This window comes from Kribbella sp. NPDC056861, from assembly GCF_040687575.1.
Lineage (GTDB): Bacteria > Actinomycetota > Actinomycetes > Propionibacteriales > Kribbellaceae > Kribbella.
In genome coordinates, this window is the sequence record NZ_JBFBNQ010000001.1 from 265,165 (window position 1) to 292,019 (window position 26,855).

Here is a 26,855-nt window from a genome sequence, read left to right on the forward strand (position 1 = left end):
CCAACCAGGCTGCTGCAAGACTCGCCGCATGAATCGTTCTGTTTTGGTGACCGGCGCCTCCCGCGGGATCGGCGCCGCCACAGCAAGAGCATTCGCCGCGGACGGCGACCGGGTGGCCGTCCACTACAGTTCCTCACCCGAAGCAGCCCAGGCAGTCCTAGAAGCCCTACCAGGCGAAGGCCACGTCCTGGCCCACGCCGACCTGGCCGACCCAGCAGCCGTCCAGACGATGGTCACCGGCGTGGCCGACGACCTCGGCAGCATCGACGTCCTGGTCAACAACGCCGGCGTCTACGGCCCCCACCCCATCCGCGAGACCTCCTACGAGCAATGGCAGGCCGCCTGGACAGAAACCCTGGCCGTGAACCTCCTGGGCCCCGCCAACACCGCCTGGTGCGCAATCCGCCACATGCCCCGAGGCGGCCGCATCATCAACGTCTCCTCAAGAGGAGCATTCCGCGGCGAACCAAACCAACCGGCATACGGCGCCAGCAAAGCAGCACTCGTCTCCCTGACCCAGTCACTAGCCAGATCCCTAGGCCCAGAAGGCATCGCAGTAACAGCAATAGCCCCCGGCTGGACCACCACGGACATGGCCGCAAAAGCCCTGGAAGGCGACGGCTACGACAGACGCAGAATGGAAAGCCCGCTGGAGCGAGTAGCAGCCCCAGACGAAGTAGCCGCAGCAATCCTGTACCTGGCATCCCCGCTGGCAGAATTCGCCACCGGCACAGTCCTAGATTTCAACGGAGCCTCACACCTACGGATGTAAAACCACCACGCCCGCCCAAGACAGGGGGTGCGGGTGGCGAAGCCCCCGCCCGCGGCAAGCGAAGCGCAGCCGCACAAATGACGAGAGCGACCCGGTCCGCCTTATTCCGGCGGACACAGATCGCTCATCGCTCTCGTGGACGATACTGGGATCGAACCAGTGACCTCTTCCGTGTCAGGGAAGCGCGCTACCGCTGCGCCAATCGTCCATTATGTACTCGTTCACCTGTTGTGCACGGTATTCGAGGTGGAGACGGGATTCGAACCCGTGTACACGGCTTTGCAGGCCGTTGCCTCGCCTCTCGGCCACTCCACCACAGAGTCTCAGCCTACTGACCTGTACCGAGCGAACGACCGGGTTCGAACCGGCGACCTCAACCTTGGCAAGGTTGCGCTCTACCAACTGAGCTACGTTCGCATCGCGCTGAGCTGTTCGAACTTCTTCGACCTGCTCGGTGCGAGAGCAGAACAGTAGCGCACTTTTCCGGGAGTGTGAAACTGAGTATCGCGGCCTCAGCGACACACCCTCCGGAGCGTGTATTCCGTCACTTCCGTCCCATCGGTCGCAGTGATGTCAGTGGCCGGTACCGACGATCGTCTTCAGCAGATCGATGAAGATCGCGACGAAGAACTTCGCCTTGGAACCGGGAGTGGCGTGGTCCGAGAGCCGGCCGTCCGGCCAGTACCTCTTGCCCTCGTAGCCGCCGACCTGGTGGCCGCGCCAGCGCCAGTCCTCCTCCTTCTTGAAGAGCTGCTCGTCCCGGGCCTGATCCATGTAGGTGCCGGTGTGCCAGTCGGTCTGGTCAGGGCCGCCCCACTTGAAGTCGTCGTAGTTCGGCTTCCTCGGCGGCGGGGGAGCCGGGTTCTCGCCACGCGGCGGTTTCACCGGCGGCCGCGACGCCTTGTCCGCCTGGTACTGCTTCTTGGTCATCGGCGTCTTGGCGCCCGGCGTCCTGCCGACCGGGGGCTTGCGAGGCGGCGGCTTCGGGCTGGGCGCGTTACGGGCTGCCGGTTTGGCCGCCTGCTTGGCCACCGACGGCGGCTTCTTCGCCACGGCCCGGGGCGCCGGCACCTTCTTCACGGTCCGGGTGATGACCTTCTGCACGGTCTTCTTGGTGGTGACCAGCCGCTTGATCACCGTTTTGAGGCGGACCACCCAGGTGGTGATGTTCCGGACCGTCTGGATCAGCCGGCTGATGCCGGCGACGACACTGGTCCAGGACGAGGACACCGCCCGGACCACCGGGGTGACCACCCGGACGGTGGTGGCGACCACCTGGACCACGCGGACCACGACCGGGATCAGCCGGATGGCCAGGATGATCAGCGGGATCCAGAAGAGCTGACCGTCCGGGTCGCTGTAGGTGACCGGACTGTTGTTGGCGTACGAGTACCCGTTGAGCTGCTGGGCGTCCTGGTAGTCGGCGATCGGGTCGACCGAGATGAAGCGCCCAGTGCTCGGGTCGTACTCCCGTGCCTGCAGATGGACGAGCGCAGTACTGGCGTCGATCGGCCCACCCACGAACCCCTTCTGCCCGGGCCAGTTGGTCGGTGCCGCGCCACGAGCTTCGCCGTACGGCGTACTGCGTCGCCGCTGGAAGCTCTGGGTGCCCGCGTCGATGGCGAGGTCCGGGGTGCCGTGGTGGTCGCTGCCGAGCCAGCTGAGGTTGCCCCCGACCCGTACTGCGACCGTCTGTTCGCCGTGCTGGTAGTAGCGGGTGCCGGTGACCGTGCCCGACGGTTCCAGCAACAACTCGGTCTGGCCGAAGTAGAACGTGGTGCCACTGGTGTCCCGCCGGAGCAGCCGGGTGCCGTCCGCGTCGTAGACGAAGGAGGTCGTCTGACCAGCCTTCACCACCTTCTCCAGATGGCCTTCCGCGTCCCAGGTGAAGGTTTCGTCGACTCCGGCCTGAGTGCGCTTGGTCAGGTTGCCGACTGCGTCGTAGTCGTAGGTGCTCGCCGTGCCCCCAGCCGTGACCTTCTGCAGCGCGTGCGGCCGCGGCTGCCCCACTGCGGGGTACTCGTAGCTGCTGGTGGTCGCACCACCCAGGCCGTGCTTGGTCTCGGACTGCCGGTTGCCGACCTTGTCGAAGGTCCACGACTGCCAGTAAGGCGCTGGGCCGCCGAGCCCGGCAGCGGTCGGAGCCGCCGCGCAGTCGCCACTAGCCGGCGTCCATGCCGCGGTGAGGCGGCGCAGTTGGTCGTAGTCGAAGCACTGCGTGTCAGTCGCTTCGCCGCTGGCTGCTGACGGAGCATCGGCGATCCGGCGAATGTTGCCTGCTGGGTCATAGCCGTAGCTGACGCTCGAGATCCGCTGCGGAAGCGTCTCCCGCTCAGTGACGACCCGCGACAGTCGCCGCGTCCCAGTCTCGTACTCCCGGAGTTGCTGCACCCACTTGCCGTTGTTCTGCGACAGCGTGGTCGTCTCGGGCTCGCCGTACGGCGTGTAGCTGGTGCCGGTGACGTACGTGGTCGCGCCGGTCAGGGTGGTCGGCATGTCCTGCCCGTTGTAGCCGTACCGGAGTGTCTCTGCGGGTAGCCCGCCAACCCCGGGCAGCTCACTCGTGGCAGTCTCGCCGTCAGCGTTGTAGGTGTTGCGTACTGCGTAGGTGCCGGCCAGTGCGCCTTCGGAAGCAGGCAGAGTCACCTCTACCCCGAGGGCCCGGCCACCGGCGTCGTACCCGGTGATCCGGCTGACATAGGCCTGCCCGTTCACGTAGCGCGTCGCAGAGGACGGTGAGCCGGCAGCGAGGGTGTCGTAGGTCCAGTCGGCCCGCTTCGGACCCTGCAGCGAGCCTTCGTGCACAGCTGTCCGTCGGCCGAGCTGGTCGTAGCTGTAGGCGAGGGTGACTCCGCGCCCGTCGGTACCCGACAGCAGCAGCCCACTGTCGTCGTAGGTGAACGTGGAGGTGCCCTTGTCGGGATCGGTCTCACTGATCTTGCGTCCACGCAGGTCGTACCCGAACGACCACCGGTTCCCGGCCGGGTCGGTCACCGTGGCCAGCCGGCCCGACCGGTGGTACGTGTACGTGGTGGAGTCGTACGCGCCGGTCGCCGTGGTACCGGAGTACTGCCGGATCTCCTGGAGCCGGCCCTGCACGTCGAGGATGCGGGTGATCGGCTGCTCGCCTGACGGCGGCTGGATCGTGTAGCGGTCCGCGGACATCGTGTACGACGTACGCCACTTCTCGGTGTTCCTGGACTTGACCACCTCGGTGGTCGGGCGGTCGGCGCCGTCGTAGCTGGTCACCTTCTGGATCGGCAGCTCCTCCTCGCGGGGGATCAGCACCTGGTCCGACAGCGCGGCGCTGTTGTAGTACGGCCCGTTCTCCTTCACCTGCTGGCCACGGGAGTCGTAGACGTAGTCGGTCACCGTGCGGCCACCACCCGGCGCCGGCTCCTGCACCTGGCGCGGCCGGAGCAGCCCGTCGGTCAGCTCGATCGTCGTCTCCAGACTGTTGTCCGCCTGCAGACTGGTGGTCTTCACCACGCCGGGTGCGTCGGCCCGGAGCAGGTACTCGTAGGCCAGGTTGGGTGTGCCGGTCCGGGGCTGTCCGGGCATCCAGACCTTCGAGGTACGGCCCAGCGGGTCGTACGCGATCTCCTTGCGCCGGCCATCGGGGCCGGTGACGGCGACCTCCTCACCCCACGCGGGTTCGAGGTCCTCGACGGAGACATGGCCGTTCGGTTGGGTGACCGTCCTGCGAGTCACCGGGCCGCCTGCCGCGGGGGTGTAGGCCATCGTGCTGGCGCGTCCCATGGCGTCGGTCGCCCGTGTCGGCCGGCCGACGGCGTCGTACGCGGCGGTGTAGGCGGTCTTGTACTGCGGCGTCCCGGCGCCGTCGAAGCCGGCCAGTTCCTCCACCTTGGTGACATCGCCCTTGGTGGGCGTCGCGGAGTCGTCGTACGTCGTCCGCTCGTCCTCGATCACGTCGGCGCTGGTCCACGGCTTGTCGCAGGCGACCGAGACGGTGTGCTCGCGGATCGGCAGCTCCCGCAACCCGGCCGCAGCGTTGGCGGCATAGGTGTAGCGGGTGCAGGTGTCGTCGCCTGCGTCGGCGAGGTCGTTCCAGTCGACTGTCTCGGTGACCGCGCCGGTGGTGTCGTAGGTGTTCCGGGTCGCGCTCTTGCGGAAGCCCGTGTCAGTGGCCTCGTCCTGCCGGGTCGCGCTGTCCTCCACCTGGTACGCGCGAGTGGTGCCCCAGGAGCGCACCCGGGTGGCCGTCGGGGCGGAGACCCAGTGGTCGGTGATGGAGCGGTCGACCACGGTGGTGCCGTGGTAGGTCGTCGTCTCGCGGAGCTGCCCGGACAGTGGATCGAGATCCTCCACCTGGGCACCGGTGGAGTCGGTCACGTAGACGTCCTTCTGGCCACCGGCGGCCAGCTTGTCGCCGTCCATGCCGCGGAAGTAGCGGTGCTCGACCACCGACTGCTGGCCGGACGGGTGGCCCTTGGTGATCCGGACCCGGTCGTAGCCGCGCCACTGGGCCCAGGTCTTCTTGCCGATCTCGATCAGGCCGTCTTCCTCGTCGTACCGCCAGGCGGGCGGCGACAGGTAGGCGATCTTGGTGACCACGGGCTCGAGACCACTGACGCGGTCCGACTCGGTCACGTCCGTCACCACGAACTTGTTGAACCAGTCCTGCCGCTCGGCACCGCCGTCGGGCGTCCACTTGGCCGGGTGGCAGCGGTTGCCGTTGCGGTCCACCGCGGGCAGGTTGCCCGGTGCGGCGCAGTCCGGGACGGAGTACCCGACTGCCAGCTCGCCGCCGGTGCCGTAGTGGACCGCGCTGATCCGCCACCAGTTCATGGTCGGGATGCCGTCGATACCGGCCACCCGGTTGGGCAGTTGGATCCCGTCGAAGTTCACCTCGGGGAGTGCTGCGGCGCCGCCCACGTGACCAGCGTTGGTCACGCCTTCCAGCCAAAGGCCGGCGCGGCTGCCGTCGCCTGGATTGGGAAAGGTGTGTCGCAGCGTCCAGGAGTCGACCGCTGCGTACGCCGATCCGCGCCACACCTCGGTGACGACCGAAGCGAGCCGCTTCTGGGTCCAGAAGGTCGGGTTGAACTTGTTGTCGCAGTTGCTGCTGCTGGTGCACTGGCGGTCCAGCGGCGTGTCCGGGTAGTTGGCCGGCTGGCTTGTCGTACAGGTGGTCCCGGGCAGGCAGCGGTCGGCCGTGACGAACCGGATGCGACCGACTGCCGGGCTCGTGTAGACGGCGCCGTCACGCTGGCCGTACTCGATCCGCGCCAGGTTGCCGGCGCGGGTGTAGGTGCTGACCTTGCTGGCGGAGACCTGTCGCGCGTAGTTGTTGGTCTCGACGTCGTAGTACAGGCTCATGGTGTTGCCGTGCCGGTCGACGACGTAGTCGAGGTTCCAGCGGTAGGCCTGCTGGCAGTAGGAGCTCGAGAAGCTACTGGCGTTGCAGGGCTCGCCCGAGTGGTTGCCGAAGACCGGGACGGTCCAGGTCGACTTGGTCTCCTGGTTGCCGCTGGCCCAGCCGGTCAGGCGGTTCATGCCGAAGTAGTACTTCGTACCGTCCTGAGTGGTCAGCACCCAGTACTCGCCGTTGTTGTCGCCGTTCGGTGCACCGGTGAGGCGCTGCACTGTGGTGCCGTCGTCCCCACGCGATCGCCAGGTGCCAGTGGCGTCGTCGCGGACCAGTTCGCCGCCCTTGCCGTTCAAGGTGACGGTCGCGTTGTCCGTGGCCCAGCAGAGGTCGCCGGTGAGGGTCTTGCCGTTGTTGCCCGTCTTCTCCGACTCGGAGCCGCAGCCGGCGTACCGGCGCTCGATCGAACCGCCGGGGGCGAACTCGAAGCCCTCACCTACCCAGGACGGCTGGTTGTTGGTCGCCGAGGTCCGGCCGTCTACTGATCCTGAGGAGTACTCGAGCGCGAGGTCTACCGTCGGGCCGCCGATACCGGGCGGCACGTCCATCGGGTAGCTCCAGTTGAAGTCGCCCGAAGGTCCGCCGGCCTGCCAGGTCGCTGACGGGGACAGCGACGAGGTCTTGAAGTCACCGGCCGCACCACTCGCAGCAGCCTGTACTGCGTAGAGACCGCCCGTGGATGCGACAGAGCCCTCGGCCGAGAGCTGGCCGGATGCGTCGTTGCGGGTGGCCAGCGGCACGCCCTTGCAGGCAGCCAGGGTGGGGGTGGTCAGTGCACACTCGGGCAGCCGGACCAGCTGCAGCCTGCTGTTCCAGTCGCCACCGTAGGCGTGCTGGAAGCTGCTGTAGTCGACACCGATCGAGACTGGGGACGCCTGCTTGGCGCCGTCGGTCCGGAGGAGACGAAACACCGCCGCGTCCCCTCTCCGGCCGATTGACTCAACCCGGAGCTTGCTGGGCACTGCTGCCTTGGCCGCGGCTGTGGCGCCGACTCGGACCGGCAGGCCGCCGGGGCGGGCAGTGGCGACTGACCCGATCAGCGGCGCGTTCCAGGCGTTGGGTGGCGACACCTCGGCAGTGCCGGCGGTCGGCCACACCACTGTTGGCGTCTTGGCCAGCGCCTGCTGCTGGGCAGCGTCGGTCTTGCGGGGGATCACCGGCGCGTTCGTACCGTGGACCGACTTCTCCTTCTTCGGTTTCCACGCCTCGTCCTTGGCCGGTGGTGCCGCGGAGGCAGCCTGTCCGTGCAAGGTGACGAGCAGTGCGAGCGCGGTGGCCGTGGCGACGCCGGCCCGGGGCCACTTCGACCGGCGGACGCGGGCGAGCTGGTGACTGACTCGGGCGATCGAGCCGGCGACTCCGGGCATGGTGCCTCCAACGACGGGGCGGACATCGTGACTGGAGTGTCAGGGCGCCGGCCGGACGGCGACAATTCCTTTCAACCACCCTTGAAACCGGTCGATCGGGCCCGCCCCGCCGTGTCATCGTGCGCAGATGACGGCGACGACTTCGAGCGTGGGCCGGGGCCATGGGGGTCGGGTTCGCCTGCCACTCGTCCTCGCCTTGATTGCGGCGGCCCTGGTAGCGGTGGCCGCGCCGGTCCCAGCGGCCGGCCACGTGTCCACGCACGCCGGTACCGCAGCGGACCTGTCGGGCACCGAGACGCTCACAGTGATGGCTGACACCTCTTCGGCCGCCTACCGGTGGACAAAGGTGAACAGGGACAACGGCGATACGTCGTACTGGACGACTGCCCGCGAGCGTGCGGTGGTCGGCAAGGTCCCGGACGACGACGACATGTTCAGGTCGTTCTTCCAGTTCGACCTGCGGTCGATCGCCGGCGCGATGGTCACCGACGCGCAGTTCCAGGTGGTGCTGGATCGCAGCAGGACCCACATGCCGACGCCGACCGATCTGTGGCACACCCAGACGATCGACCCGGACCGATCGCTGACCTGGAACAACTCCGGCGACCACTGGCTGCGGAAGCTGGCGACCGGCACCGGCAACGCCGCCGACGACCAGCCGGACTGGAGCATGGGGTTCGCCTCCGGTGCGCTGCGCCAGGTGGTCCAGAACGTGGCCAACTCCGCGGGCGACGCGATCGCGCTCGGGCTCCGGGCACCGAACGAAGGCGACACGAACCAGTGGAAGGAGTTCCTGCCCGCCACGGCACAGCTGGTGATCAAGTTCAACCGGCTCCCTCGCCCGCCGGTGCGGCCGAACTTCAGCAACCCCCGTCCGTGCGGGACCCAGGCGGTTCCCACCGTGATCAGCAGCCGGCAGCCGAGCTTCGCCGCGGTCGGCAGTGACCCCGACGAGGGCAACGTCACCACCCGGTTGTCGATCGTGCGGGCCGACGAGTCGATCCAGTACGAGGTGGACTCCAGCCTGACGACCTCCGGCGCCGCCTTCAGCTGGCCGGCCGTCCCGGCCGGTCAGCTGCAGCCCGGAGTCACGTACTACTACCGGGCCCGCAGCGACGACCGTTTCGACGACGGGATCCACCTCGGACCGGCCAGCGAGAAGTGCTACTTCGTCATCGACGAGGTGGGCCCGCAGGTGCCGGCGCTCGAGTCCACCGACTACCCGGACGGCGAACCGGTCATCCCGGCCCGGACGGTCGGCTACGTCACCGTTCGGGCGCAGGATCCCGATGTAGTTGCCTTCGGCTACGGGTTTCTGCAGGACCGGATCGGTCAGCGGATCCCGGCCGGAGCCGATGGAGTGGCCCGGATCCCGCTGACCCTGCATCCGGATCCGCAGACCGGCGTACTGGCCCGGCGGCTGTATGTGAACGCGGTGGACAAGGCGGGCAATGTCAGCGAGCTGACGCCGGCCTGGGATCTGCGGGCGCTCTCCGGACCGGCCAAGCCCGCTGTCCGCGGGGACGTCAACGGCGACGGCAAGGCCGACGTACAGGCTGTTCTGAATCAGGGCAACGGCCGGACTGCGGTCTGGAACGTCGTGGGCGGTCAGGGGACGGTCGGCTGGGATTCTGGTGAGCAGGGCGGGTTCGCGCTGCAGCGGACCAGGCCGCTGCAAGGTGACTTCGATGGAGACGGCCGCGCGGACGTGACGCTGTTCCGGGAAGAGGCTGGGCGGCAGCTGGCCTTGTACGTGCTGAAGTCCGACGGCAATCGGTACGAGCTGGCCGAGACGGCTGCGTGGCGTAGTACCGGGTGGACGTTGAGTTCGTCGCGGATGAGCTCAGGTGATGTGACTGGGGACGGCAAGAGCGATCTGCTGGTCCAGGTGGACGCCGGGGACGGCACGTGGCGAGCGATGGTGTTCGCGGGCGGCCGGCTCGATCTACCAGGGGAGTGGCTGCGTACGACGACCGCGGGCGGCACCTGGGTCGACACGGCGCCGGTGCTCGCCGACACCGATGGGGACGGCAAGGACGACCTGGTGGTGATGCGGGAGCTCGGCGGTTGCCGTACTGCGGTCGACGTCTATCGGTCGAGCGGCACTGCCTTCGCCAGTAGCGCAGTACGGCTGCATGACAGCGGTGCGGGCGCCTACTGTCTGAGCCGGAGCAAGGCGACGGTCGGTGACGTCACTGGTGACGGCAAGGACGACCTCGTCACCAGCTACGACAACGGTGACGACGACGCCGCGATCTGGGTCTTCTCCGCGACCGGGACCCGGACGCAGTGGTGGCGCACGCCTGGGAAGTTCGACGCCAGCGACGTGGTGCTGAGCACTGGGGACTTCAGCGGTGACGGCAAGGACGATGTCGCCGTGGTGGATGCCACCGACGGCGGCGGGCGGGACATCTTCACCCTCCGATCGACAGGCTCCGCCTTCGAGGCGCCGCAGTTGAACTGGAGCGGGCCACAGGTCGGTGCCGTCACCGGACCGAGCTTCGACATCGAGCATCGTGGCTACGAACTGGTCGCCAGGCACAGCAGGCGTTGCCTGCAGGTCCGCGGCGGCGGTCAGGGCGACAGTGTGGTCATTGACCAGCAGACCTGCGCCGGGACGCTGCAGCAGCGGTTCCAGCTTGAGGAGATCGCAGGCACCGGGCAGTACCTGATTCACCCGACCCACAATGATGGGGAGTCCTTTGACGGCAGGGCGCGTTGCGTCTCGGCCAGTGGCCAGGCGTCGCAAGAGGGGACGCCGGTCCTCCAGCAGCCGTGCCTGAACACCGCACGTCAGCAGCTGATGCTTTCGTCCGTCGAGGGTGCGGGGCTGGACACCGTCGTACGGCTCAGGTTCGCCAACAGCGGCAAGTGCATGGGCGTACAGGGCGCTGGAGCGGGAGATGCCGTTCCTGTGGTCCAGCAGAGCTGCAACCCGTCCGGCAGCCAGGAGTGGATCCTGCGGCCGGCCGTCCACACTCCGCAGCTCAATGACACCTACCGGATCAGCCTGGTCAACGGCGGCAACGTCGTGGACGTCACGAGCTGTGCGAACGCCGACGGCGCCGACATGCGGCTGTGGAAGTGGAGCACGAGCACGCGGTGTCAGCGGTGGAAGTTCAAGCCGCTGGGGGACAGCACCTACCAGATCGTTGATTCCAGTACCGGCAAGGCGATGGACGTGCAGGGCTGCTCGCGCGACAACCTGGCGGTGGTGCAGCTGTGGACCGCCAATGACACGGCATGCCAGCGCTGGCGGGTCGAGCCGGCCGCGGGCGGCACCTGGAGCATCCTGCAGACGACGACAGGCAAGACCCTCGACGTCGCGGGCTGCCGCAGCGAGCAGGGGTCCGACCTGATCATCTGGACGTACTGGAACGGTCCCTGTCAGCGGTGGAAGCTCGACAAGTACGCGCCGCTGCCTAACTGAGGAGTCCGCCGATGAGCAGGCGGAAGCCGAGAGGCGTGACCTCGTGCAGGACCGATGACCCAGTACGGCGGGTGGTGATCAGCCCGGACTTGCGGAGTACGGCGGCGTGGTAGCTGGCGGCGCCGATACTCACACTGCAACGCTTCGCCAGGCCGGTCGACGTGCAGCCACCGAAGCAGGCTTCCAACGCCGCCGCTCTGGTCGTGCCCAGCAGAGAGACCAGCGCGTCCCGGTTGCCTACTGGTGGTAGTTGCGTGGTCGGCCGCGGGATCGGAACTCCTAGCACCGGAGGGTGGGCCGGATCCCGGAGCGGCGCCGGGGCCTGCCAGCGGAAGCCGTAGAGCTGCAGCCTGAGACCGCGGCCGGCCAGTGCGAGGTCGGGACCGTCGAGGTCGAGCACCTGCAGGACAGGTGAGGTCCAGCGCACCCGGGGGTGAAGCTCGGCGAGCAGCCGATCGATGTCATCGGTACCGGCTAGGGGTACGGCGCCGACGGGCGTCGTACCGGAGGGCCAGCAGGGGGCCACCGAGACTGTCGTGGTGGCCAGGTCGAGGGTGGTGAAGCGGATCCGCAGCATCGGCGTACCGGCTACTTGGCCGCGGCGGCCACCGGGCCGCCGTAGACCTTGAACTCGAAGAGGGAGTAGCCGAACGGGCTACCGCGTTTGATGCCGAACATCCGGACGTACCGGCCGAACCCGTTGACGGTCAGCTGGTCCGCTTCGCCGTTGCTGGTCATGGTGCCGCCGGCCACCTTCCAGGTGACGCCGTCGAGCGAGGTCTGGATCTGGTAGCGCTTGCCGTAGGCAACCTGCCAGGTCAGCTCCACCCGGGCGATCCGGTACTTCGTGCCGAGGTCGACCTGGATCCACTGCGGGTCCGCGTAGTCGCTGGACTACCGGGTGCTGCTGTTGCCGTCGACGGCGTTGGCGGCCGCGAAGCCCGGGTAAACGGTTGACGCGGTCACCGGCTTCTTCTGGGACAACAAGTTCGTCGAGGTCGGCGGTGACAGGCCGCCTCCGTTGTAGGGGTGCCGGTACGCCGACATCGCCGGCCAGTACGGGTTCCCCAGGGTGACGGTGACCAGGTCGTCGCGGGTCCACTTGAAGCCCCACCAGAGCACACCCGCGAACTCGGTGTCGGCCAGGTAGGAGTCGAATTCCTCGATCATCTGGGTCACGTTGCAGGCGTAGGAGCCGCAGTCGCCGCCGTTGTTGGCCACCCCGGTCGCGCTGATGTAAGCGGGCTTCTCCAGGTCGTCGGCGAGCTGTGCGGTCTCGTCGGCCCAGTGCGACGCGTCACCGCCGTCGTCGTCGAACTCCTGGAATCCGATCAGGTCGTTGCCCGGCAGGTCGTTGGTGCTCAGGCAGTCCTCGAAGAGTGCCTGACCGCGATGGCAGGACGCGCCGAGCGCGACCAGCGTGTTCGGCGACAGCCGCTTGATCTCGTCGGTGACGGCCCGGTACCAGGACTTGGTCAGACCAGGCTCCACCGAACACCCGTTGCAGACCTCCCAGACCGCGATGGCGGCGCTGGTGGCGAACGGTGCAACCACCGCTCGGGCATGGGCGATCAGGGGAGCGGGGTCGGCGTAGTTCAGCGGCAGCCCGCCGCACTGGCTACCGCCGTCGTTCCCGTCGGTGAGGGTGACCATCAGGAACTGCCCGTACCGCGCCGCGGCAGCCTCTATCCTGCGCATCAGGCCGAGATCCTGCCGCCCGGGATAGTGCCAGACCCGAGTCATCGACCGCGGGTTCAGCTCCCGGAAGTACCGATCGAGGTCGGCGTCGGTGGTCGCCTCCTTCTCCCCGGTCCAGCACCCGAACCAGGAGGACGCGTTCAGCCCCGCGAACTTGTACTGCTGCCCGTTGAGCATCAGCTGCGATCCCTGCCGGTACACGAACCCGGCCGGCGCCGCGGTAGGGGTGTCCGGGCTTCGACCGCCCTGGTGGAAGATCCCGGCCACGGCCAGCATCACCACCACGACAACGAACGGTACGAAGTATCTCTGTATCCGCATACCAACCCCCAGGCCAGCCGCGCTCATCCGGAGAACCCCGGACCCCCTGCGCGCGAAACTAGCTCTCACAACCACCCGCGACCGCCGATGGCATGAACCGGCCACCCCCCGACCCGAAGGATCCACCCGATGTCCCACCCGCACCCCGCCCCGCCGAGACCCGCAAAGCAGACACCCTGCACCGCCTGGAAACAGACATCGACGCCTGGGTGGCCACAGCCTCAGCCGACGGTACGCCGTACCTGATGCCGCTGAGCTTCCTGTGGACCGAAGGCACACTCCTCCTGTCGACAGCCCGCAAGAACCCGACCGCCCTGAACCTGGTGGCCAATCCCCAGGTACACCTATCGATAGGTGAAACCCGAGACGTAGTACTGATCACCGGCACGTCCGCAGTGGTCGACGACCTACCTGACGACCTGACCGACGCCTTCGCAGAGAAAACAGGCTTCGACCCCCGAGCCTCCAACTACCCCTACTTCCGCGTAACCCCAACCCGAATCCAAGCCTGGCGCGAAGTAAATGAGATCGCCGCGAGAGACATCATGCGGGGCAGCGAATGGCTGACCATCTAGCGTCAGCATCAGCTTTTCCACCACAAGCAGCATCAACCCCAGACAAGGGGGTGCGGGTGGCGAAGCCCCCGCCCGCAGCGAGCGAAGCAAAGCTGCACAAATGACGAGAGCGACCCGGTCCGCCTTATTCCGGCGGACACAGGTCGCTCATCGCTCTCGTGGACGATACTGGGATCGAACCAGTGACCTCTTCCGTGTCAGGGAAGCGCGCTACCGCTGCGCCAATCGTCCAAGCAGGTGGTGCTCAGGTCAGGGTGTTCGAGGTGGAGACGGGATTCGAACCCGTGTACACGGCTTTGCAGGCCGTTGCCTCGCCTCTCGGCCACTCCACCAAAAGAGAATGCTGGCCTACGACTCCATGACCAAGAAATGGCCCTCTCCGAGCGAACGACCGGGTTCGAACCGGCGACCTCAACCTTGGCAAGGTTGCGCTCTACCAACTGAGCTACGTTCGCGTTGCAACCGGGTTTTTCGTTCCCCTCGGTGCGAGAAGAACATTAGCGCACCTGCGCCAGAGTTCAAAAACGGGGGTCCCCTTCCGGTCCACCAATGGTCATCGGACGGTCACTGACGGGCGTTGCGGAGAGCGTTGTGGCGGAGGCTGAAACGCCTTCGGCATAAGGTGTCTCCGGTTGGAAGGAGCACGAATGATCATCTGGCTGAACGGCGCTCTCGGTGACGAATCCGCCGCCGTCTCGCCGCTGGACCACGGCCTGACCACGGGCGACGGGGTCTTCGAGACCCTGAAGATCGTGGACGGCCAGCCGTTCGCGGTCACCCGGCACCTCGACCGTCTGGTCGCCTCGGCGACCGGCCTGGGTCTGCCGGCGCCCGACCTGGCGATGGTCCGGGACGGGATCGCGACAGTGGTGAAGGCTGATCCGGACATCGCGTTCGGCCGGCTGCGGATCACCTACACCGGGGGAGTCTCGCCGCTGTCGTCAGATCGCGGTACCGGCGGATCGACGCTCGTGATCGCGGCCGAGGCGATCGAGCACCCCGCCCCGACCTCGGCGATCGTGACCGTCCCCTGGGTGCGGAACGAGCGCAGCGCGGTCGCCGGCCTCAAGACCACGTCGTACGCCGAGAACGTCCGCGCGCTCGCCTACGCCAAGGAGCGCGGCGGCAGCGAGGCGATCTTCGCGAACACCGTCGGCGACCTGTGCGAGGGCACCGGGACGAACATCTTCTGCGTGTTCGACGGCGAGCTCGTCACGCCGACGCTGCAGTCGGGCGCGCTGGCCGGCGTGACTCGCGCTCTGGTGCTGGCGTGGTTCGGCGGGGTCGAGCGGGATGTGCCGCTGGCCCGGCTGGCTGAGGCGGATGAGATCTTCCTCACGTCGACCACGCGCGACGTCCAGGCGATCCGCCGGGCGGACGACCGCGAGCTCGCAGTACCGGGTGAGGTGACCACTGCCGTGGCGAAGGTCTTCGCCGAGCGTTCCGCGGACGACCTCGACCCGTAGGCAGAACGAAAGTGTCCGGAGCCCCGAGGGACTCCGGACACTTTCGTGCGTCTACTCGCCGGCGGACTTGCGGCGTTCGCGGTAGGCCGCGACGTGCAGCCGGTTGCCGCAGGTGCGCGCGTCGCAGTACCGCTTGGAGCGGTTCCGGGACAGATCGATCAGGGCGTCGTCGCAGTCCGGCGCCTCACAGCGGCGCAACCGCTCGCGCTCGCCCGCCGAGATCACCTGGGCGAGCGCGATCCCGCACTCGACCGTGATCCGGCAGCGCAGCGACGAACCGTCCCGCGAATAATGGATGTGCCACGGGTGACCGTCGTGGTTGGTCAGCCGGGGCGTGGTGGTGCCGCTGGCGACGATCGCGTTGATCATCGCCGCCGCCTCGGCGTCCGACGCCGTCGTGAACACCGGCGCGAACAGCGGCCGCAGTCCCCGGACGTCCTGCAGATCGGTCTCGGTCAGATTGCCCACCGCGCTGAACTCGCGCTCATGGACGAACTTCTCCAGGTCCTCGAGCGATTCCATCGTGTCGACCTGGCTGTTCGGCCCGGGCAGCGTGTTCACCAGCCGAACCAGCGTGCCGAGCGCGTGCTCGGTGTCGTGCGAGAAAGTCACAATCACGTCTCCAACGCGACGGGGTCTCCGTCTTGCCAACAAGAGTAGCCCGGCCCGATTCGTACGTCGCGGATCAATGCGCTATGGTTTCACCCGCAACACAGTACGACGCAGCAGATCCGGGCGATTGGCGCAGTGGTAGCGCGCTTCGTTCACACCGAAGAGGTCACTGGTTCGAACCCAGTATCGCCCACCCGAGATCCCGAAGCCGGTTCCCCAGGAACCGGCTTTTCTGCTTCTGTACGACGCCCGCGCACCCGCCGCCCGCTCGCTCCTCCGTCGCTCCCAGCTCTGGGTGCTCCCACCCACCCTTGGTGCCGCTCCTACGTCGCGGGCTGGTGCCCGGGCGCGGCAGGCCTACTGCCGTCGGGGCAGAGCCTTCGCCGGGGAGTCGACGCGCGAGGCTTGCACGCGGAGACGCAAGCTCAGCAGCCGCCTGCCCGGCTGAGCCGCGAGGACTCCGATCACCGGCTCGACCGGTCGCCCGGGCGGCATGTTCACGCCTTACCAGGCCACGGCGTCGAAGCTCTGGGCCAGCAACCGGCCATGCGCCGCGGCTGTCGGCCATCATCGATGGCGACCAGCAACGCTCTAGTAGGCCCGGAACTCCCGAACGTGTCCCCAGGGGGCGATGTAGCCAGAGGACAATTCCGGTCGGGCCTGGCGTGTCGGGGTCGTGGGTCTCTACGGTTCGTCGTCGTGCGTGCTGAGTGGTCGAGCGAGGATCTGGTTGGTTCGTGGACGCTGGTTGATGAGGACTGGCGGCTGGTGGGTAACAAGTCAGGGCCGACCAGGCTCGGGTTCGCGTTGGTGCTGAAGTTTTTCGAGATCAAGGCAAGGTTCCCGGTCAGCAACGATGAGTTGCCGCTGGCGGCGGTGGTGTACGTGGCTGAGCAATTGCGGCTCGATCCTGGTGTGTTCGGCGAGTACTCCTGGTCGGGACGGACGATCAAGTACCACCGTGCGCAGATTCGCGAGCTGTTCGGGTTTCGCGAGTTCACGCGGGCCGACGAGGACAAGTTCGCCGATTGGCTTGCCACCGAGGTATGTCCGGTCGAGCTGCGGCGGTCCCAAACACCGCACCTACGCCGCGCTGGAAGAACTCGGCCGCGCCGTACGCACGACCTTCGCCTGCGACTACCTCGCCTCCGAACAACTGCGCCGCGAAATCCACGGCGGCCTGCGAGTGGTGGAGAACTGGAACTCCGGCAACACTGTCATCTTCTACGGCAAAGACGGTGACCTCACCGGCCCCGACCGCGAGCACGCCGAGGTCTCCATGCTCGCCCTGCACCTGCTCCAATCCGCGCTCGGCCACGTCAACACGCTGCTGCTCCAGGCCGTCCTCGAGGACCCCGACTTCCACGACCTGCTCAACACAGATGACCGCCGCGGGCTATCCCCGCTGTTCTGGACCCACATCAACCCCTACGGCCGCTTCCACCTCGACATGGAAACCCGCATCGACCTCCACCCACCTGCCCAACGGCGGCACACCCAGGCCGGAAACAGCCGTGGTGGCCGCCGAATAGTTGCCGAGTCGGATCGAACCGACCCTGGTTTGACCGGTGGTGCTCAGGCCGGCGCTGGCGTGCCTGGCGAAGGATCTGGATAGACAAGAGGAGCAAGTACGCGGGCGGCGGCTGCGGCACCCTGAGTCGCTTCGACGGCGAAGGCTTCGGCAATCAGAGTCCGGGCCACCGGCGATGTCGCAGCCGCGTGCTGCTCCGCGAACTCGCGCGCATCCCGACAACGATCCGCGAGCAGTGCGCTGTGGACCGTCGCCGCAATCACGTCCGCTCCGGCGGTTCCTGCCCAGCCCAGCCCTTCGGTCCGCCAGTCCGTGTCGGCCTCGTCGGCGGGCTGCTTGCTGTGCTGGTCGGTCATACCTCCAGATTGTAGACAGCCCGATGCCCGCTGAAAGATCCACCGACAGATGCGCCCGGCCACTGCGGCCGGGCGCATCTGTCGGTGGGGGCTCACGTCAGAAATCTGCGGATCTGCGGTCGGTCTTCCTCGATACGAGCCACACTCGAGCGCGTCATCCTGGCGAACTGCAGCTCGAGCACCGCCCGTGCGTGTTCGGCCGACAGACCGAAGAGTCGTTCGATCTCTCCCGCCGCATCGTCTGGCGTGTCGGAATCGCCGACGATCTTCAGAATCCTGGCACGGTTCTGCACTCCCACCAAGATCGCCTCGAGGCACTGCAGGCGGATCCGCTCGGCCTTCGCGATTTCTTCGGAGTCAGTCATTCGGTGGCCGTTTCAGTGAAGATCCGACGGGCTGATGGTCAGCCGCCGTTTTGGTAGGCCAGGAACTGCCAGTTCGAGGCAGTTGCCACCTTCCAGCGCCGCGTTTCGACCTGGACCTTGGAGGTGGGGTACCCGCCGCCCGGGTTGTTGGTCCAGTTGATTCGGAAGTAGTACCAGTTCCCGGTAGTCATTGAGGGGTGGTTGTACTGGTTGCAGTCCAGGGTGTAGCCGGCGGCCGTGCAGCCGGGCACTGTGGATTTCAGCGGGTCTGAGCCGAGGGTGACGTCCTGGTAGATCTTCACCGAGGCGCTGGACATGTAGTTCGTGGGCCCAGTTGAGCGCCGGATGTATTGGTAGATGTGGGCGCCATCCTCCTCGAAAAGGGTGTGTGCCTCGAGGTCGGACGTCATCGCGCCCAGCGTGTGCGAGCCGGAGCTGTCGACGTACCCGTAGTAGATCAGGGTCGTAGTCGAGCCGTGCAGGACCCAGGTGTAGTAGCCGGTCGCTTTCGACTCGCCGTTGTCGATCTGGGACGCCTGTGGGCTTCGAGGAACAACGGTGCCGGTGGCGGGCTGCCCTTCGACGGGGAACACGAGCGGTTGAAGGACATCGGCGGCTGCGTCGGTTCCTTCTTTCGCTGCGACCGTGAATGCCTGGCCGATCAGGCTGTGCGCGCTGGTGGTCATCTTGGATCGGTGGTTGGCGAAGAACTTCCGGGCGACCTCGACCTTTCCGAGGCGCAGTGAGCTGGCGATCGCTGCCGCGAAAGGATCTGCGTCCTTCCCGCCGGTCCAGCCGATGCACTCACCGGACTCCTGCGCTTCCGCAGAGCAGCTAGCCGGTGGCTGTTCTGCCGCAGATAAGTCTGTCTTCGTAGGTCTTGCAACCGCCGACGTCGCGAACGACGCCGACGTCAACACGGCTGTCAGAACAGCCAATGCCATCCTTCTGGCCTCCATCAGTTACCTCCCGTGGGCGAAAATCCGGCGGCGAACGGGCCACCGGCCCTTCGAAGCCAGGAGCAGCGAATATGCACCGGAAGGAGCTGCGGACTGCAACAACCTCCAATCTCGCGCAGGGCTCACCATGACCCCAACATCTCCTGAGCGCGAATCCCTCGACGTCGTTGCACCCGGCAACGAACTCGTCGGAGACGAGCCGCCGCGAGCTACCCAGCCACCACGATGGCGGCCCTCGCGGCGAGTTCGTCGAGCAGCACCGCCCGGCCGTCGGCGCGGCGGATCCGCAGATTGTCGTCTTCGGCCCCGAAGATCTCGTCGTCGCCGACCAGTGTCACCAGACGGATCAGTTCCGGGTAGTGGCCTTTGAGCACCTTTGCGCGATGGTCGGGGTCGCGGCGCAGGAGATCGAGGAAGTTCGTTGCGAGGTTCACTCCGTTACGGAAATGCCCGCCTGGGTGCAGCTCCTCGCTTCGGCGACGCGTGGAGGTAACGGCATCGTCGAGGACGTCGAGTCGGAAGAATCGGTAGAGGATCTGCGTGCGGCCGCAGATCGCACCGACAGCGTGGCCGAGCAGGTCGTCCCAGTCGTGCTGGCAGGGGAGAAACACCGGGGTCGGATTGAGCTCTCGCAGCTCGGGAAACTGTTGCACCGTCGAGTCGACGAACCGCTGGGACTGGGGCAGCCACAGCCCGGCATGCCCGATCAGCAAGTCGTCCTCGATCCGCGGATCCGGGTTGCTGTAGAGCGTGGTGCCACCGTCTTGGGCGGGCACAGCGAGCTCGGCCGGTGCCGGCACGGCGTCGATCCCGTCCATCGCGTAGGCCGTCTGCAGCGTCAGCGCCGCATCCAGGCAGTGATTGGCCGGTTTATCGTCGGCGATCAACAGGTACCAAAACGGGAGCCCCATGATCGGCAACTGCTCTGGGTTGGCCCCGTACAGCATCGGTCTTACTTGGTCGAGAGAGAAGTCAACCGCGCCGGGTGCATATCTGCCCCGGGCCGGCCGTGCCGACCTAGGCGGCAGTTCGACCTGCCCGGTAGCCGGCTTCGTCCGCCGGCGAAGCTGCCCCGGCTGCTCGCGGTTACTGCTTGATCGCGACATGTCACGAAGCGTAAGAGGCCGCTCCGACAGTTTCCGCCGGACCGGAGTGTCGCATGAATGGTCAGTTGTGAGACCTCTGCGAACACGCCCGATCCGGGCCGGAACCACGCCTGACGGTATTCGCAAAACATCTGTGACAACCTCCCGATTCTGAGAATCAGTTCTGCGAGACTTCCGGGATAGAACCGACCCCCGACCAGGCCGCCGCCTCAGTCGAGCGCCACCAGCGCCCGAACTGCGACGTGCCACCCGGCAGCGCCTGCCGCACCCGCGGCGAAGTACCACAGCGCCCGGTTCGTGATGGTCCCCGCACTCCGCGAAGAGCTCGCAGTCCCGGTGCCCGCGGGCCGCCGGCCCGGTACGCCGTGGCGGCAAGGACCGGCGGTCGTATCGGCCGCGCCGGACAGCACTGGCGTACCGATCCGGATCGGCTACGCCCGCTGCTCAACAGCCCAGCAGGAACTCCAGACTCAGCTCGACGCCCTTGAACGGGCACACTGCACACGGGTGTTCTCCGAGAAGATCAGCACCAGGGTCAAGATCCGGCCCGAACTGGAGAAGGCCCTCGTGCCGGCCCACGACATCGAACAGGCCGCGCCCGACCAGTCAGTGTTCGTCACCGTGCACGAGATGGAACGGCTGGCCCGCAACGCGGCCGAGCTGATGGTGCTATCGGCGCAACTGCAAGCCGGTGGGATCGGCCTCGAGCTGCTGACCGGGCCGTTGACCGGCGTGTACGACCCGAACGGCATGGGCGCCATGCTGTTCGCCGTGTGCGCGGTCGCAGCCCAACTCGACCGCAACTACATCCGCGAGAAAACCCTCGAAGGTCAACAACTCGCAGCCAGCCAAGGCAACCACGGAGGCCGACCGAAGGTCATCGACGATGACATGCTCGTCTTCGCCAGAGCCCTACGCGACCGCGGAACACCGATCGGCGACATCGCCCAGAAACTCACCATCGCGGCCAGGAAGAACGCCGGTCAGCACCCCTCAGTCGCCTCCCTCTACCGCGCACTAGCCGAGCCACCCCGCTAGCCCAGCACGGGGGCACTACTTTGCCCCTGGGGACATATTCGGGGGTTCCGGGCCTAATAGAACCGGCGAAGACCAGGCCAGAGGGTCGACCACGGAGCTGTGGTGCCGTTGCAGAGGACTATGGCGGTGCCTTGTTCCTCGTTGTCCGCGCCGACGCCGTTGTCTACCTTCCCCACTTCTCTGCAATAGGTGAAGTGGGCTTCGTAGCTCTGGTTTCGGGTCTGCTCGACCAGGAGCACGGGGCCGTCCTGCATGTCGCTGGGGTGGGACCAGTCGTGGAAGCTCATGTGGTTGGAGTAGGGCTGGGGGAGACCATGACGCGGACCGTACTGCGTAAGCGCGCCGGCTTGGCCGTAGTTGGTGGTCAGGATGACTGCCCGGGCTTGTTGAGGTGCGGGGATCTGCTGCCAGGCAGTGGCGACGGCGGAGACCAGTTCGGGCCAGCCGATCTGTTCGCCTTGTTCCTTGTTGACGGGGAGGACGAAGTTGACTGCAGAGGCGGGGAGGACCGGGAGGGTGAAGAGGGCTGAGGTCAGGGCGGTCAGCACCAGACCGACTGACAGCAGCACGCGGCGTCTGAAGGTGGTCAGCCAGTCGACGACTGGTTGGGCCCCGGCGGCTACCAGAACCAGGAGTAGCGGCAGGGCGTAGTACGACTTGCCGCCCAGGGCCAGCACGACGACGCAGAGGATCGGGTAGGCGAGAGCGACAGGGCGCGACCACGGGGTGCGCCAGAGGTGGCGGAAGCCGACCACCCAGAGGGGGACCAGGAAAGGTGACAGCTGCAGGATCTGCAGCGGGATGAACATGATCCGGTTCTCGGTGCCGTCGTCCTCGCTGATGCCGCCGGCGACGGTGAGTTGGGGCCAGTCATGGGCCGCCTGCCAGAGCAGATTCGGGGTGGCGATGGCGGCGGCGAGTACGACGCCGGCGGGGAGCCACCAGGTGCGTAGTACGGCGCGAGGGCCCACAACCAGTACTGCGATCAACAGTGCGGCCAAGGGCAGCACCACCAGGTACTTGTTCTGCAGCGCGATGCCGGAGACCAGCCCGATCGCCACCCACCAGCGGCCGTTGCCGGTGCGGAGGAGCTTGATCGCCAGCAGCGCTACGCCCATCCACGCGAGCAGGTCGTACGTCGCAGTCGACGCCAGGTGCCCTACTCCCAACAGGAAGCCCGACACCGCGGCGCAGATCGCTGCCAGGACCTGCGCACGGCGGCCGGCGCCGAATTCGCGGGCGATCAGCGCGATCACGACCACGGTGGCCGCGCTGGCGAGTGTGGACAGCACCCGGATGCCCATCGGGGTCGCGCCGAAGATGCCGGTCGAGACGCGGACCAGCAGCGGGGTGAGCGGCGGCTGATCGATGTAACCCCAGGCGAGGTGGTCGGCCGCGGCCAGGAAGTAGAGCTCGTCGCGATGGAACCCGTACCGTCCCGACAAAGCTGTCAGTACTACGGCCAGCACCGCCGCGACGCCGACCACCGGCCGGGTCGCGAACCGCACCCCAGGTCGCTCCATGGCGGCATGGTGCCAGCCCGGGAGGGTCGCCGAAAGGGGTTACTCCAGGACGCGGGGCGCCGAGCCGCGCGGGAGGTGCACCGATCGACCGGCCACCGAGTCATCGGTGATCAGGTCGACCACCACGTCGGTCAGCGTCGACAGCGGGACCTGCGGCAATCCGCGCTCTGCCGACGGCAAGGCCTCGTACTCCGCGATGCCGCGTTCGGTGGCGACCCAATCGGGGACCACGCAGTTGACGCGGACCCCGTGGGACTCGCGCAGCGGCGCAAGAGTCGCCGTGAGCCGGATCAGCGCTGCCTTGGCGGCGCTGTACTCCGGCGAGACGTGTGGCTCGAAGCCCAGCCCCGCGGTCGAGCTCATGTTCACGATCGCGCCGCCGCCGGCTTGCCGCATCGGTTCGAGGGCGAGTTGGGTCGCGAGCATCGGCGCCCGCAGGTTGAGGTCCAGCGAGGCGGTCCAGCGGCCGGCGTCCGCCTCGGGGAAGCAAGGACGCAGTACCGCACCGCCGCCTGCGTTGTTGACCAGGATCTGTGGTCGGCAAGCCAGCAACTCCGCCACGGCATCGTCATCGCGCAGGTCGGCGCGGACGAATTCTGCAGCCGGGCCGATCAGTTCGCGCGTCCGCCGGCCGCCTTCCTCGTCGATGTCAGCCAACACCACCTGGGCACCTTCGAGCGCCAACCGCTGGGCGATCGCGCGACCGATACCGACCGCGGCTCCGGTGATGACGGCGAGCTTGCCTTCGATCTCCATGGCCAGCACTGTGCCGGGCAGCACCGACAGATTGGGTTGGTATAACCCAACCCGGCTTGCTCAAGCGGTCAGCGGCTGGTTTGGTATACCAACCTGGCCGACGGAGAGGGGCGAACAACGGTGGTGTTGCTGTACGAGCGAATCAGCACGCACGTGCTCGAGGAGATCCGGCGCGGGGTGCTGGGACCGGGCGACCGGGTGGCGTCCGAGACGGAGCTGGCGGCGCAGTTCGAGGTCAGCCGGATCACGTCCAAGCGCGCCCTCGAGGTACTGCGTGAAGCCGGGCTGATCGAGCGGATCCGTGGCAAAGGCTCGTTCGTGGTCAAGCACCTGCCGGACCTCGAAGGCGTGACCGCGCCGCTCAAAGGCGCGCTGCGACCGGCCCGGCGCAACAACGTCCCGGGGATGATCGCGCTCGTCGTACCGGATGTGTCGGAGGCCTACGGGCTCGAGCTGCTGCAGTCGATCGAGGAGCGGTGTGCCGACGAAGGCGCCAACTTGATCGTACGGCGCACCCGCGGCCGCCAGGCGGACGAGGAGGAAGCGGTCGAGTCGCTGGTCGCGTCCGGCGAGGTCGACGGGTTGATCGTCTTCCCGGTGCACGGCGACTTCTACAACGCGAGTTTGCTGCGGCAGGTGCTGGACGGGTTCCCGCTCGTGCTCGTCGACCGGCATCTGTCCGGCATCCCGGTGTCGGCCGTCCACACCGACAACATCGCCGCCTCGCGGGCGCTGACCGAGCGGCTGATCGAGCGCGGGCATCGGCACATCGCGTTCGTCTCGCCGCCGCCGCTGAACACGTCGAGTATCGAGGACCGGCTGGAAGGGTTCCGGTCGGCGTTCGCCGATCGGGAGCTCGGCAGCTACCAGGCGCATCAGCTGACCGAGCTGCGCAGCACGTTGCCCGGTTCGTTCACGCCCGAGAGCGTGAGATCCGATCTCGAGCTGATCCGGGCGTTCCGGAGCCGTTTCCCGGAGGTGACCGCGTTTCTGGCCTGTGAGTACAACCTCGCCAGGATGCTGGACCGGGCTCTCGACCGGCCGCGTGACCTGGTGATCAGCTGCTTCGACTCGCCGGGGGACCCGATTGCCGGGCCGCCGTTCCTGCACGTCCGGCAGAACCAGCGCGAGATGGGCCGGCAGGCGGTCGACCTGCTGTTCGCTCAGCTCCGCGGCGAGTCGGTGCCGAAGCTCTCGCTGGTCCCGTTCAAGCTGGTCGATGCCGACCGCAACTGAACGACCGACCCCTGACTTTCGGCAGTACTCCGGGGAGCGCTCTCTGTGTAGCGTCGGACTGTGAACTGGACCCGCGCGGGAGACCTCGGCCTCTGGGCCGGCCTCTCCTCCTTGGTCCTGCTGGAGAGCGGTGCCCGAAACGACCCGGCCTGGATGCAGGCGATCTGCCTCGCCGTCCTCGCGGCCGCGGTCCTGCTCCGCCGAACCCGCCCGGTGATCGCGCTGAGCCTGGTGATCGCCACCGAAGCGGTCATCCTGACCATCGGTCTCGGCACCACGCTCGGCGTTCCGGTCGCGCTGATCCCGGCGATCTCGTTGCTGAGCTACGTCTCCGGGCGGCGCGAGACGCAGCTGCGGCAGTTCGTGCTGATGGCGGTCGCCCAACTGGCCGGGCTGCTGATCCTGGGGCTCGTCATCCATCCCGACGTGCCAGCAGCAGAGGCCGTGCTCAGCTGGCTGTTGCTATTGCTGCTCTCTCTCCTGGTCGTCGTACTGCCCTGGCTGATCGGCCGGTACCGCGCACAGCAGGTGCTGCTCGCCACGGCCGGCTGGGATCGCGCCGAGCGGATCGAGCGCGAACACCGGATGGAGATCGCGCAGGAACGGCTCAGAGAGCGCTCCCGGATCGCCGAGGACATGCACGACTCGGTCGGCCACGAACTGAGCCTGATCGCGTTGCGCGCCGCGGCGCTGGAGGTCGACGCCGACCTGCCCGAGCGGCATCGCCGGGCCGCGACCGAGCTGCGCGAGGCGGCTGCCACCGCGACGGAACGGCTCGGCGAGATCATCGGCGTACTGCGTGACGGCGAGGCGTCCGTCGTACCGGCCCAGGAGAGCGTGGCTGAGCTGGTCGATCGGGCGGCCGCGTCCGGGCTGGCCGTGAAGCTCGTCCAGGAAGGCGCAGCCGAGCTGTCGCCGATGGTCGACCGCGCGGTGCACCGGATTGTGCAGGAGTCGCTGACCAACGCCAGCAAACATGCGCCCGGCGGCGAGGTCACGGTGACGGTGACTCGAACAAGCCAAGCGGTGGAAGTACGAGTGGTCAACACCGCTGCGGACGAGGTCGTTGTCGCAAGCAACTCCGGTGGGCGGGGCCTGGCCGGGCTGGCTGAGCGAGTACGGCTCGTGGGCGGTGTCCTGAGCGCTGCGCCCCGGAGTACGGGGGGATTCGAAGTGCTGGCACGAATCCCACCAGCCGGTGGCAAGCCCGAAGCGCCAGTCGAGTCGGCCACCGCTGACGAGCGAGCCACCGTACGCCGCAACGCCCGGCGCGGCCTGATCACCGCTGTCGCCGCACCGATGGCGATCGGCTCGGTCGTCGGAATGGTTGCCCTCGGCTACTACATGATCGTCGGCTACAGCTCGGTCCTGCGGCCCGCCGACTACGACGCGATCCAGCTCGGCCAGCCGGTCGACCAGGTCGAGCAACGACTCCCGACCATGCAGATGCTCGACCCGCCGAGCGGCAGACTGGCCGAGCCGAAGGACTGGAGCTGCCGCTTCTACCGGCCGGACGTCCCGTTCTCGGCCACCTACACCTACCGGTTGTGCTTCCGCGGCGGCGTCCTGGTGGCCAAGGACATCGTCGCCACCGGTTCGGTCCAGCCGACCCCCGAAGGGACACCGTGACGATCAGGGTGCTGCTCGCCGACGACGAGGCGATGGTTCGCGCCGGGGTCCGCGCGATCCTCGACTCGGACGAGACGATCGAGGTCGTTGCCGAGGCCGCCGATGGTGCGGAGGCCGTTGCTCTCGCCCAGCGGCATCGGCCCGACGTCGCCGTACTGGACATCCGGATGCCGCGGATGGACGGGTTGGCTGCTGGTGCCGAGATCAAGCGGACCGTGCCGGAGACCGCGGTGGTGATCCTGACCACCTTCTCCGAAGACGCCTACATCGCGAAGGCGCTCGGCGACGGCGCCAGCGGCTTCCTGCTGAAGTCGGGCAACCCGCATGAGCTGATCGCAGGTCTGAAGGCGGTCGCCGACGGGGCGGCGTACCTGTCGCCCAAGGTCGCCCAGCGGGTGATCGCCGAACTCGGCGGTGGTGGCGGTGGCCGGATGGTGCGCGCAGCGGCTGCGAAAGAACAGGTCGATGTGCTTAGTCCGCGAGAACGCGAAGTACTGACGCTGGTCGGCGCAGGCCTCTCGAATGCGGAGATCGCCGGCCGGTTGTTCGTCGTGGAAGGCACCGTGAAGGCGTACGTCAGCGCGATCCTCACCCGGCTCGCGGTGAAGAACCGGGTGCAGGCCGCGATCATCGCCTACGAAGCCGGTCTGGTCGTGGACTGACCGCTCCCTGCCACCCATTATCCGGGTCGTCCACCGACGCTCCGGCGGGTGACATCGCCTGGAC

General features: G+C 67.5%; 19 protein-coding genes, 7 tRNA genes and 2 pseudogenes. 11 read left to right on the forward strand and 17 right to left on the reverse strand.

The features are described from left to right. The first annotated feature begins 28 nt into the window (after positions 1-28). Positions 29-772, forward strand: coding sequence for an SDR family oxidoreductase (locus tag AB0P21_RS01120; RefSeq protein ID WP_363692805.1), 744 nt, complete (start codon positions 29-31; stop codon positions 770-772). Between the two features lie 136 nt (positions 773-908). Here AB0P21_RS01120 and AB0P21_RS01125 read toward each other — a convergent pair. The 4 genes from AB0P21_RS01125 to AB0P21_RS01140 all read right to left on the reverse strand — a co-directional run bounded on the left by AB0P21_RS01125 (position 909) and on the right by AB0P21_RS01140 (position 7,528). Beyond that, a tRNA-Val gene (locus tag AB0P21_RS01125) sits at positions 909-980 on the reverse strand. Between the two features lie 36 nt (positions 981-1,016). Continuing rightward, positions 1,017-1,087: transfer RNA gene (locus AB0P21_RS01130), tRNA-Cys, on the reverse strand. A gap of 29 nt (positions 1,088-1,116) precedes the next feature. Next, a tRNA-Gly gene (locus AB0P21_RS01135) sits at positions 1,117-1,189 on the reverse strand. Between the two features lie 156 nt (positions 1,190-1,345). Next, positions 1,346-7,528 (reverse strand): RHS repeat-associated core domain-containing protein, encoded by a 6,183-nt coding sequence (locus tag AB0P21_RS01140; protein WP_363692807.1) that lies wholly within the window; start codon positions 7,526-7,528, stop codon positions 1,346-1,348. Positions 7,529-7,655: 127 nt separating this feature from the next. On the opposite strand from AB0P21_RS01140, the gene AB0P21_RS01145 reads away from it, so the two are divergent. After that, a complete protein-coding gene (locus tag AB0P21_RS01145) occupies positions 7,656-10,958 on the forward strand; it encodes an RICIN domain-containing protein (protein ID WP_363692808.1) in 3,303 nt (1,100 codons plus the stop codon). Here the strand turns inward: AB0P21_RS01145 and AB0P21_RS01150 are convergent. The 3 genes and pseudogenes from AB0P21_RS01150 to AB0P21_RS01160 all read right to left on the reverse strand — a co-directional run bounded on the left by AB0P21_RS01150 (position 10,951) and on the right by AB0P21_RS01160 (position 12,977). Continuing rightward, positions 10,951-11,535 (reverse strand): helix-turn-helix domain-containing protein, encoded by a 585-nt coding sequence (locus AB0P21_RS01150; protein ID WP_363692809.1) that lies wholly within the window; start codon positions 11,533-11,535, stop codon positions 10,951-10,953. The two genes, AB0P21_RS01145 and AB0P21_RS01150, sit on opposite strands and share 8 nt — an antisense overlap. Before the next feature lie 11 nt (positions 11,536-11,546). Next, positions 11,547-11,834: pseudogene (locus AB0P21_RS01155) on the reverse strand (discoidin domain-containing protein); the annotation flags it as partial. 18 nt (positions 11,835-11,852) lie between these two features. Continuing rightward, complete coding sequence (locus tag AB0P21_RS01160; RefSeq protein ID WP_363692810.1) at positions 11,853-12,977, reverse strand: hypothetical protein; 1,125 nt, start codon at positions 12,975-12,977, stop codon at positions 11,853-11,855. A 92-nt stretch (positions 12,978-13,069) separates the two neighbouring features. Between AB0P21_RS01160 and AB0P21_RS01165 the strand changes: the two genes are divergently transcribed. Then, positions 13,070-13,552 carry a pyridoxamine 5'-phosphate oxidase family protein gene (locus tag AB0P21_RS01165; RefSeq protein WP_363692811.1) on the forward strand — a complete coding sequence of 161 codons (483 nt, stop codon included), beginning with the start codon at positions 13,070-13,072 and terminating at the stop codon, positions 13,550-13,552. Between the two features lie 159 nt (positions 13,553-13,711). Here the strand turns inward: AB0P21_RS01165 and AB0P21_RS01170 are convergent. From AB0P21_RS01170 to AB0P21_RS01180, 3 genes are all read right to left on the reverse strand, one after another. Next, positions 13,712-13,783 (reverse strand) — tRNA-Val (locus AB0P21_RS01170). A 30-nt stretch (positions 13,784-13,813) separates the two neighbouring features. Continuing rightward, positions 13,814-13,884, reverse strand: a tRNA-Cys gene (locus AB0P21_RS01175). 50 nt (positions 13,885-13,934) lie between these two features. Continuing rightward, a tRNA-Gly gene (locus AB0P21_RS01180) sits at positions 13,935-14,007 on the reverse strand. A gap of 192 nt (positions 14,008-14,199) precedes the next feature. Here AB0P21_RS01180 and AB0P21_RS01185 point away from each other — a divergent pair. Continuing rightward, entirely contained in the window at positions 14,200-15,018 is an 819-nt protein-coding gene (locus AB0P21_RS01185) for an aminotransferase class IV (protein WP_363692812.1), read from the forward strand. Between the two features lie 51 nt (positions 15,019-15,069). Here the strand turns inward: AB0P21_RS01185 and AB0P21_RS01190 are convergent, their stop codons facing one another. Further along, complete coding sequence (locus AB0P21_RS01190) at positions 15,070-15,630, reverse strand: CGNR zinc finger domain-containing protein (RefSeq protein ID WP_363692813.1); 561 nt, start codon at positions 15,628-15,630, stop codon at positions 15,070-15,072. 121 nt (positions 15,631-15,751) lie between these two features. On the opposite strand from AB0P21_RS01190, the gene AB0P21_RS01195 reads away from it, so the two are divergent. The 3 genes and pseudogenes from AB0P21_RS01195 to AB0P21_RS01205 all read left to right on the forward strand — a co-directional run bounded on the left by AB0P21_RS01195 (position 15,752) and on the right by AB0P21_RS01205 (position 17,245). Continuing rightward, positions 15,752-15,823, forward strand: a tRNA-Val gene (locus AB0P21_RS01195). A gap of 380 nt (positions 15,824-16,203) precedes the next feature. Further along, positions 16,204-16,614, forward strand: a pseudogene (locus AB0P21_RS01200) (DUF4158 domain-containing protein); the annotation flags it as partial. A gap of 49 nt (positions 16,615-16,663) precedes the next feature. Further along, positions 16,664-17,245, forward strand: a complete 582-nt coding sequence (locus AB0P21_RS01205; RefSeq protein ID WP_363692814.1) for a Tn3 family transposase — start codon at positions 16,664-16,666, stop codon at positions 17,243-17,245. On the opposite strand, the gene AB0P21_RS01210 is transcribed toward AB0P21_RS01205, so the two are convergent. The 4 genes from AB0P21_RS01210 to AB0P21_RS01225 all read right to left on the reverse strand — a co-directional run bounded on the left by AB0P21_RS01210 (position 17,206) and on the right by AB0P21_RS01225 (position 19,788). After that, a complete protein-coding gene (locus AB0P21_RS01210) occupies positions 17,206-17,517 on the reverse strand; it encodes a hypothetical protein (RefSeq protein ID WP_363692815.1) in 312 nt (103 codons plus the stop codon). The two genes, AB0P21_RS01205 and AB0P21_RS01210, sit on opposite strands and share 40 nt — an antisense overlap. A gap of 92 nt (positions 17,518-17,609) precedes the next feature. Continuing rightward, positions 17,610-17,882: a hypothetical protein gene (locus AB0P21_RS01215; RefSeq protein WP_363692816.1), complete on the reverse strand. Its 273-nt coding sequence runs from the start codon at positions 17,880-17,882 to the stop codon at positions 17,610-17,612. Positions 17,883-17,920: 38 nt separating this feature from the next. Next, positions 17,921-18,568: a hypothetical protein gene (locus tag AB0P21_RS01220; protein WP_363692817.1), complete on the reverse strand. Its 648-nt coding sequence runs from the start codon at positions 18,566-18,568 to the stop codon at positions 17,921-17,923. A 482-nt stretch (positions 18,569-19,050) separates the two neighbouring features. Continuing rightward, complete coding sequence (locus AB0P21_RS01225; protein WP_363692818.1) at positions 19,051-19,788, reverse strand: hypothetical protein; 738 nt, start codon at positions 19,786-19,788, stop codon at positions 19,051-19,053. Between the two features lie 459 nt (positions 19,789-20,247). Between AB0P21_RS01225 and AB0P21_RS01230 the strand changes: the two genes are divergently transcribed. Continuing rightward, positions 20,248-20,985, forward strand: a complete 738-nt coding sequence (locus tag AB0P21_RS01230) for a recombinase family protein (RefSeq protein ID WP_363694399.1) — start codon at positions 20,248-20,250, stop codon at positions 20,983-20,985. Positions 20,986-21,038: 53 nt separating this feature from the next. On the opposite strand, the gene AB0P21_RS01235 is transcribed toward AB0P21_RS01230, so the two are convergent. Next, complete coding sequence (locus AB0P21_RS01235) at positions 21,039-22,508, reverse strand: glycosyltransferase family 39 protein (protein WP_363692819.1); 1,470 nt, start codon at positions 22,506-22,508, stop codon at positions 21,039-21,041. Positions 22,509-22,547: 39 nt separating this feature from the next. Continuing rightward, positions 22,548-23,264 carry an SDR family NAD(P)-dependent oxidoreductase gene (locus tag AB0P21_RS01240; protein WP_363692820.1) on the reverse strand — a complete coding sequence of 239 codons (717 nt, stop codon included), beginning with the start codon at positions 23,262-23,264 and terminating at the stop codon, positions 22,548-22,550. A gap of 120 nt (positions 23,265-23,384) precedes the next feature. Here AB0P21_RS01240 and AB0P21_RS01245 point away from each other — a divergent pair, with 120 nt between their 5' ends. From AB0P21_RS01245 to AB0P21_RS01255, 3 genes are read left to right on the forward strand one after another with little or no spacing between them, the layout of a single operon-like run. Continuing rightward, the gene (locus AB0P21_RS01245; RefSeq protein WP_363692822.1) at positions 23,385-24,500 is read left to right on the forward strand and encodes a GntR family transcriptional regulator; all 1,116 of its coding nucleotides are present in this window, start codon (positions 23,385-23,387) and stop codon (positions 24,498-24,500) included. 60 nt (positions 24,501-24,560) lie between these two features. Then, positions 24,561-26,129, forward strand: coding sequence for a histidine kinase (locus AB0P21_RS01250; protein WP_363692824.1), 1,569 nt, complete (start codon positions 24,561-24,563; stop codon positions 26,127-26,129). Continuing rightward, entirely contained in the window at positions 26,126-26,791 is a 666-nt protein-coding gene (locus AB0P21_RS01255; protein WP_363692825.1) for a response regulator transcription factor, read from the forward strand. Before AB0P21_RS01250 ends, AB0P21_RS01255 begins: the two co-directional genes overlap by 4 nt. The last annotated feature ends 64 nt before the right edge of the window (positions 26,792-26,855 follow it).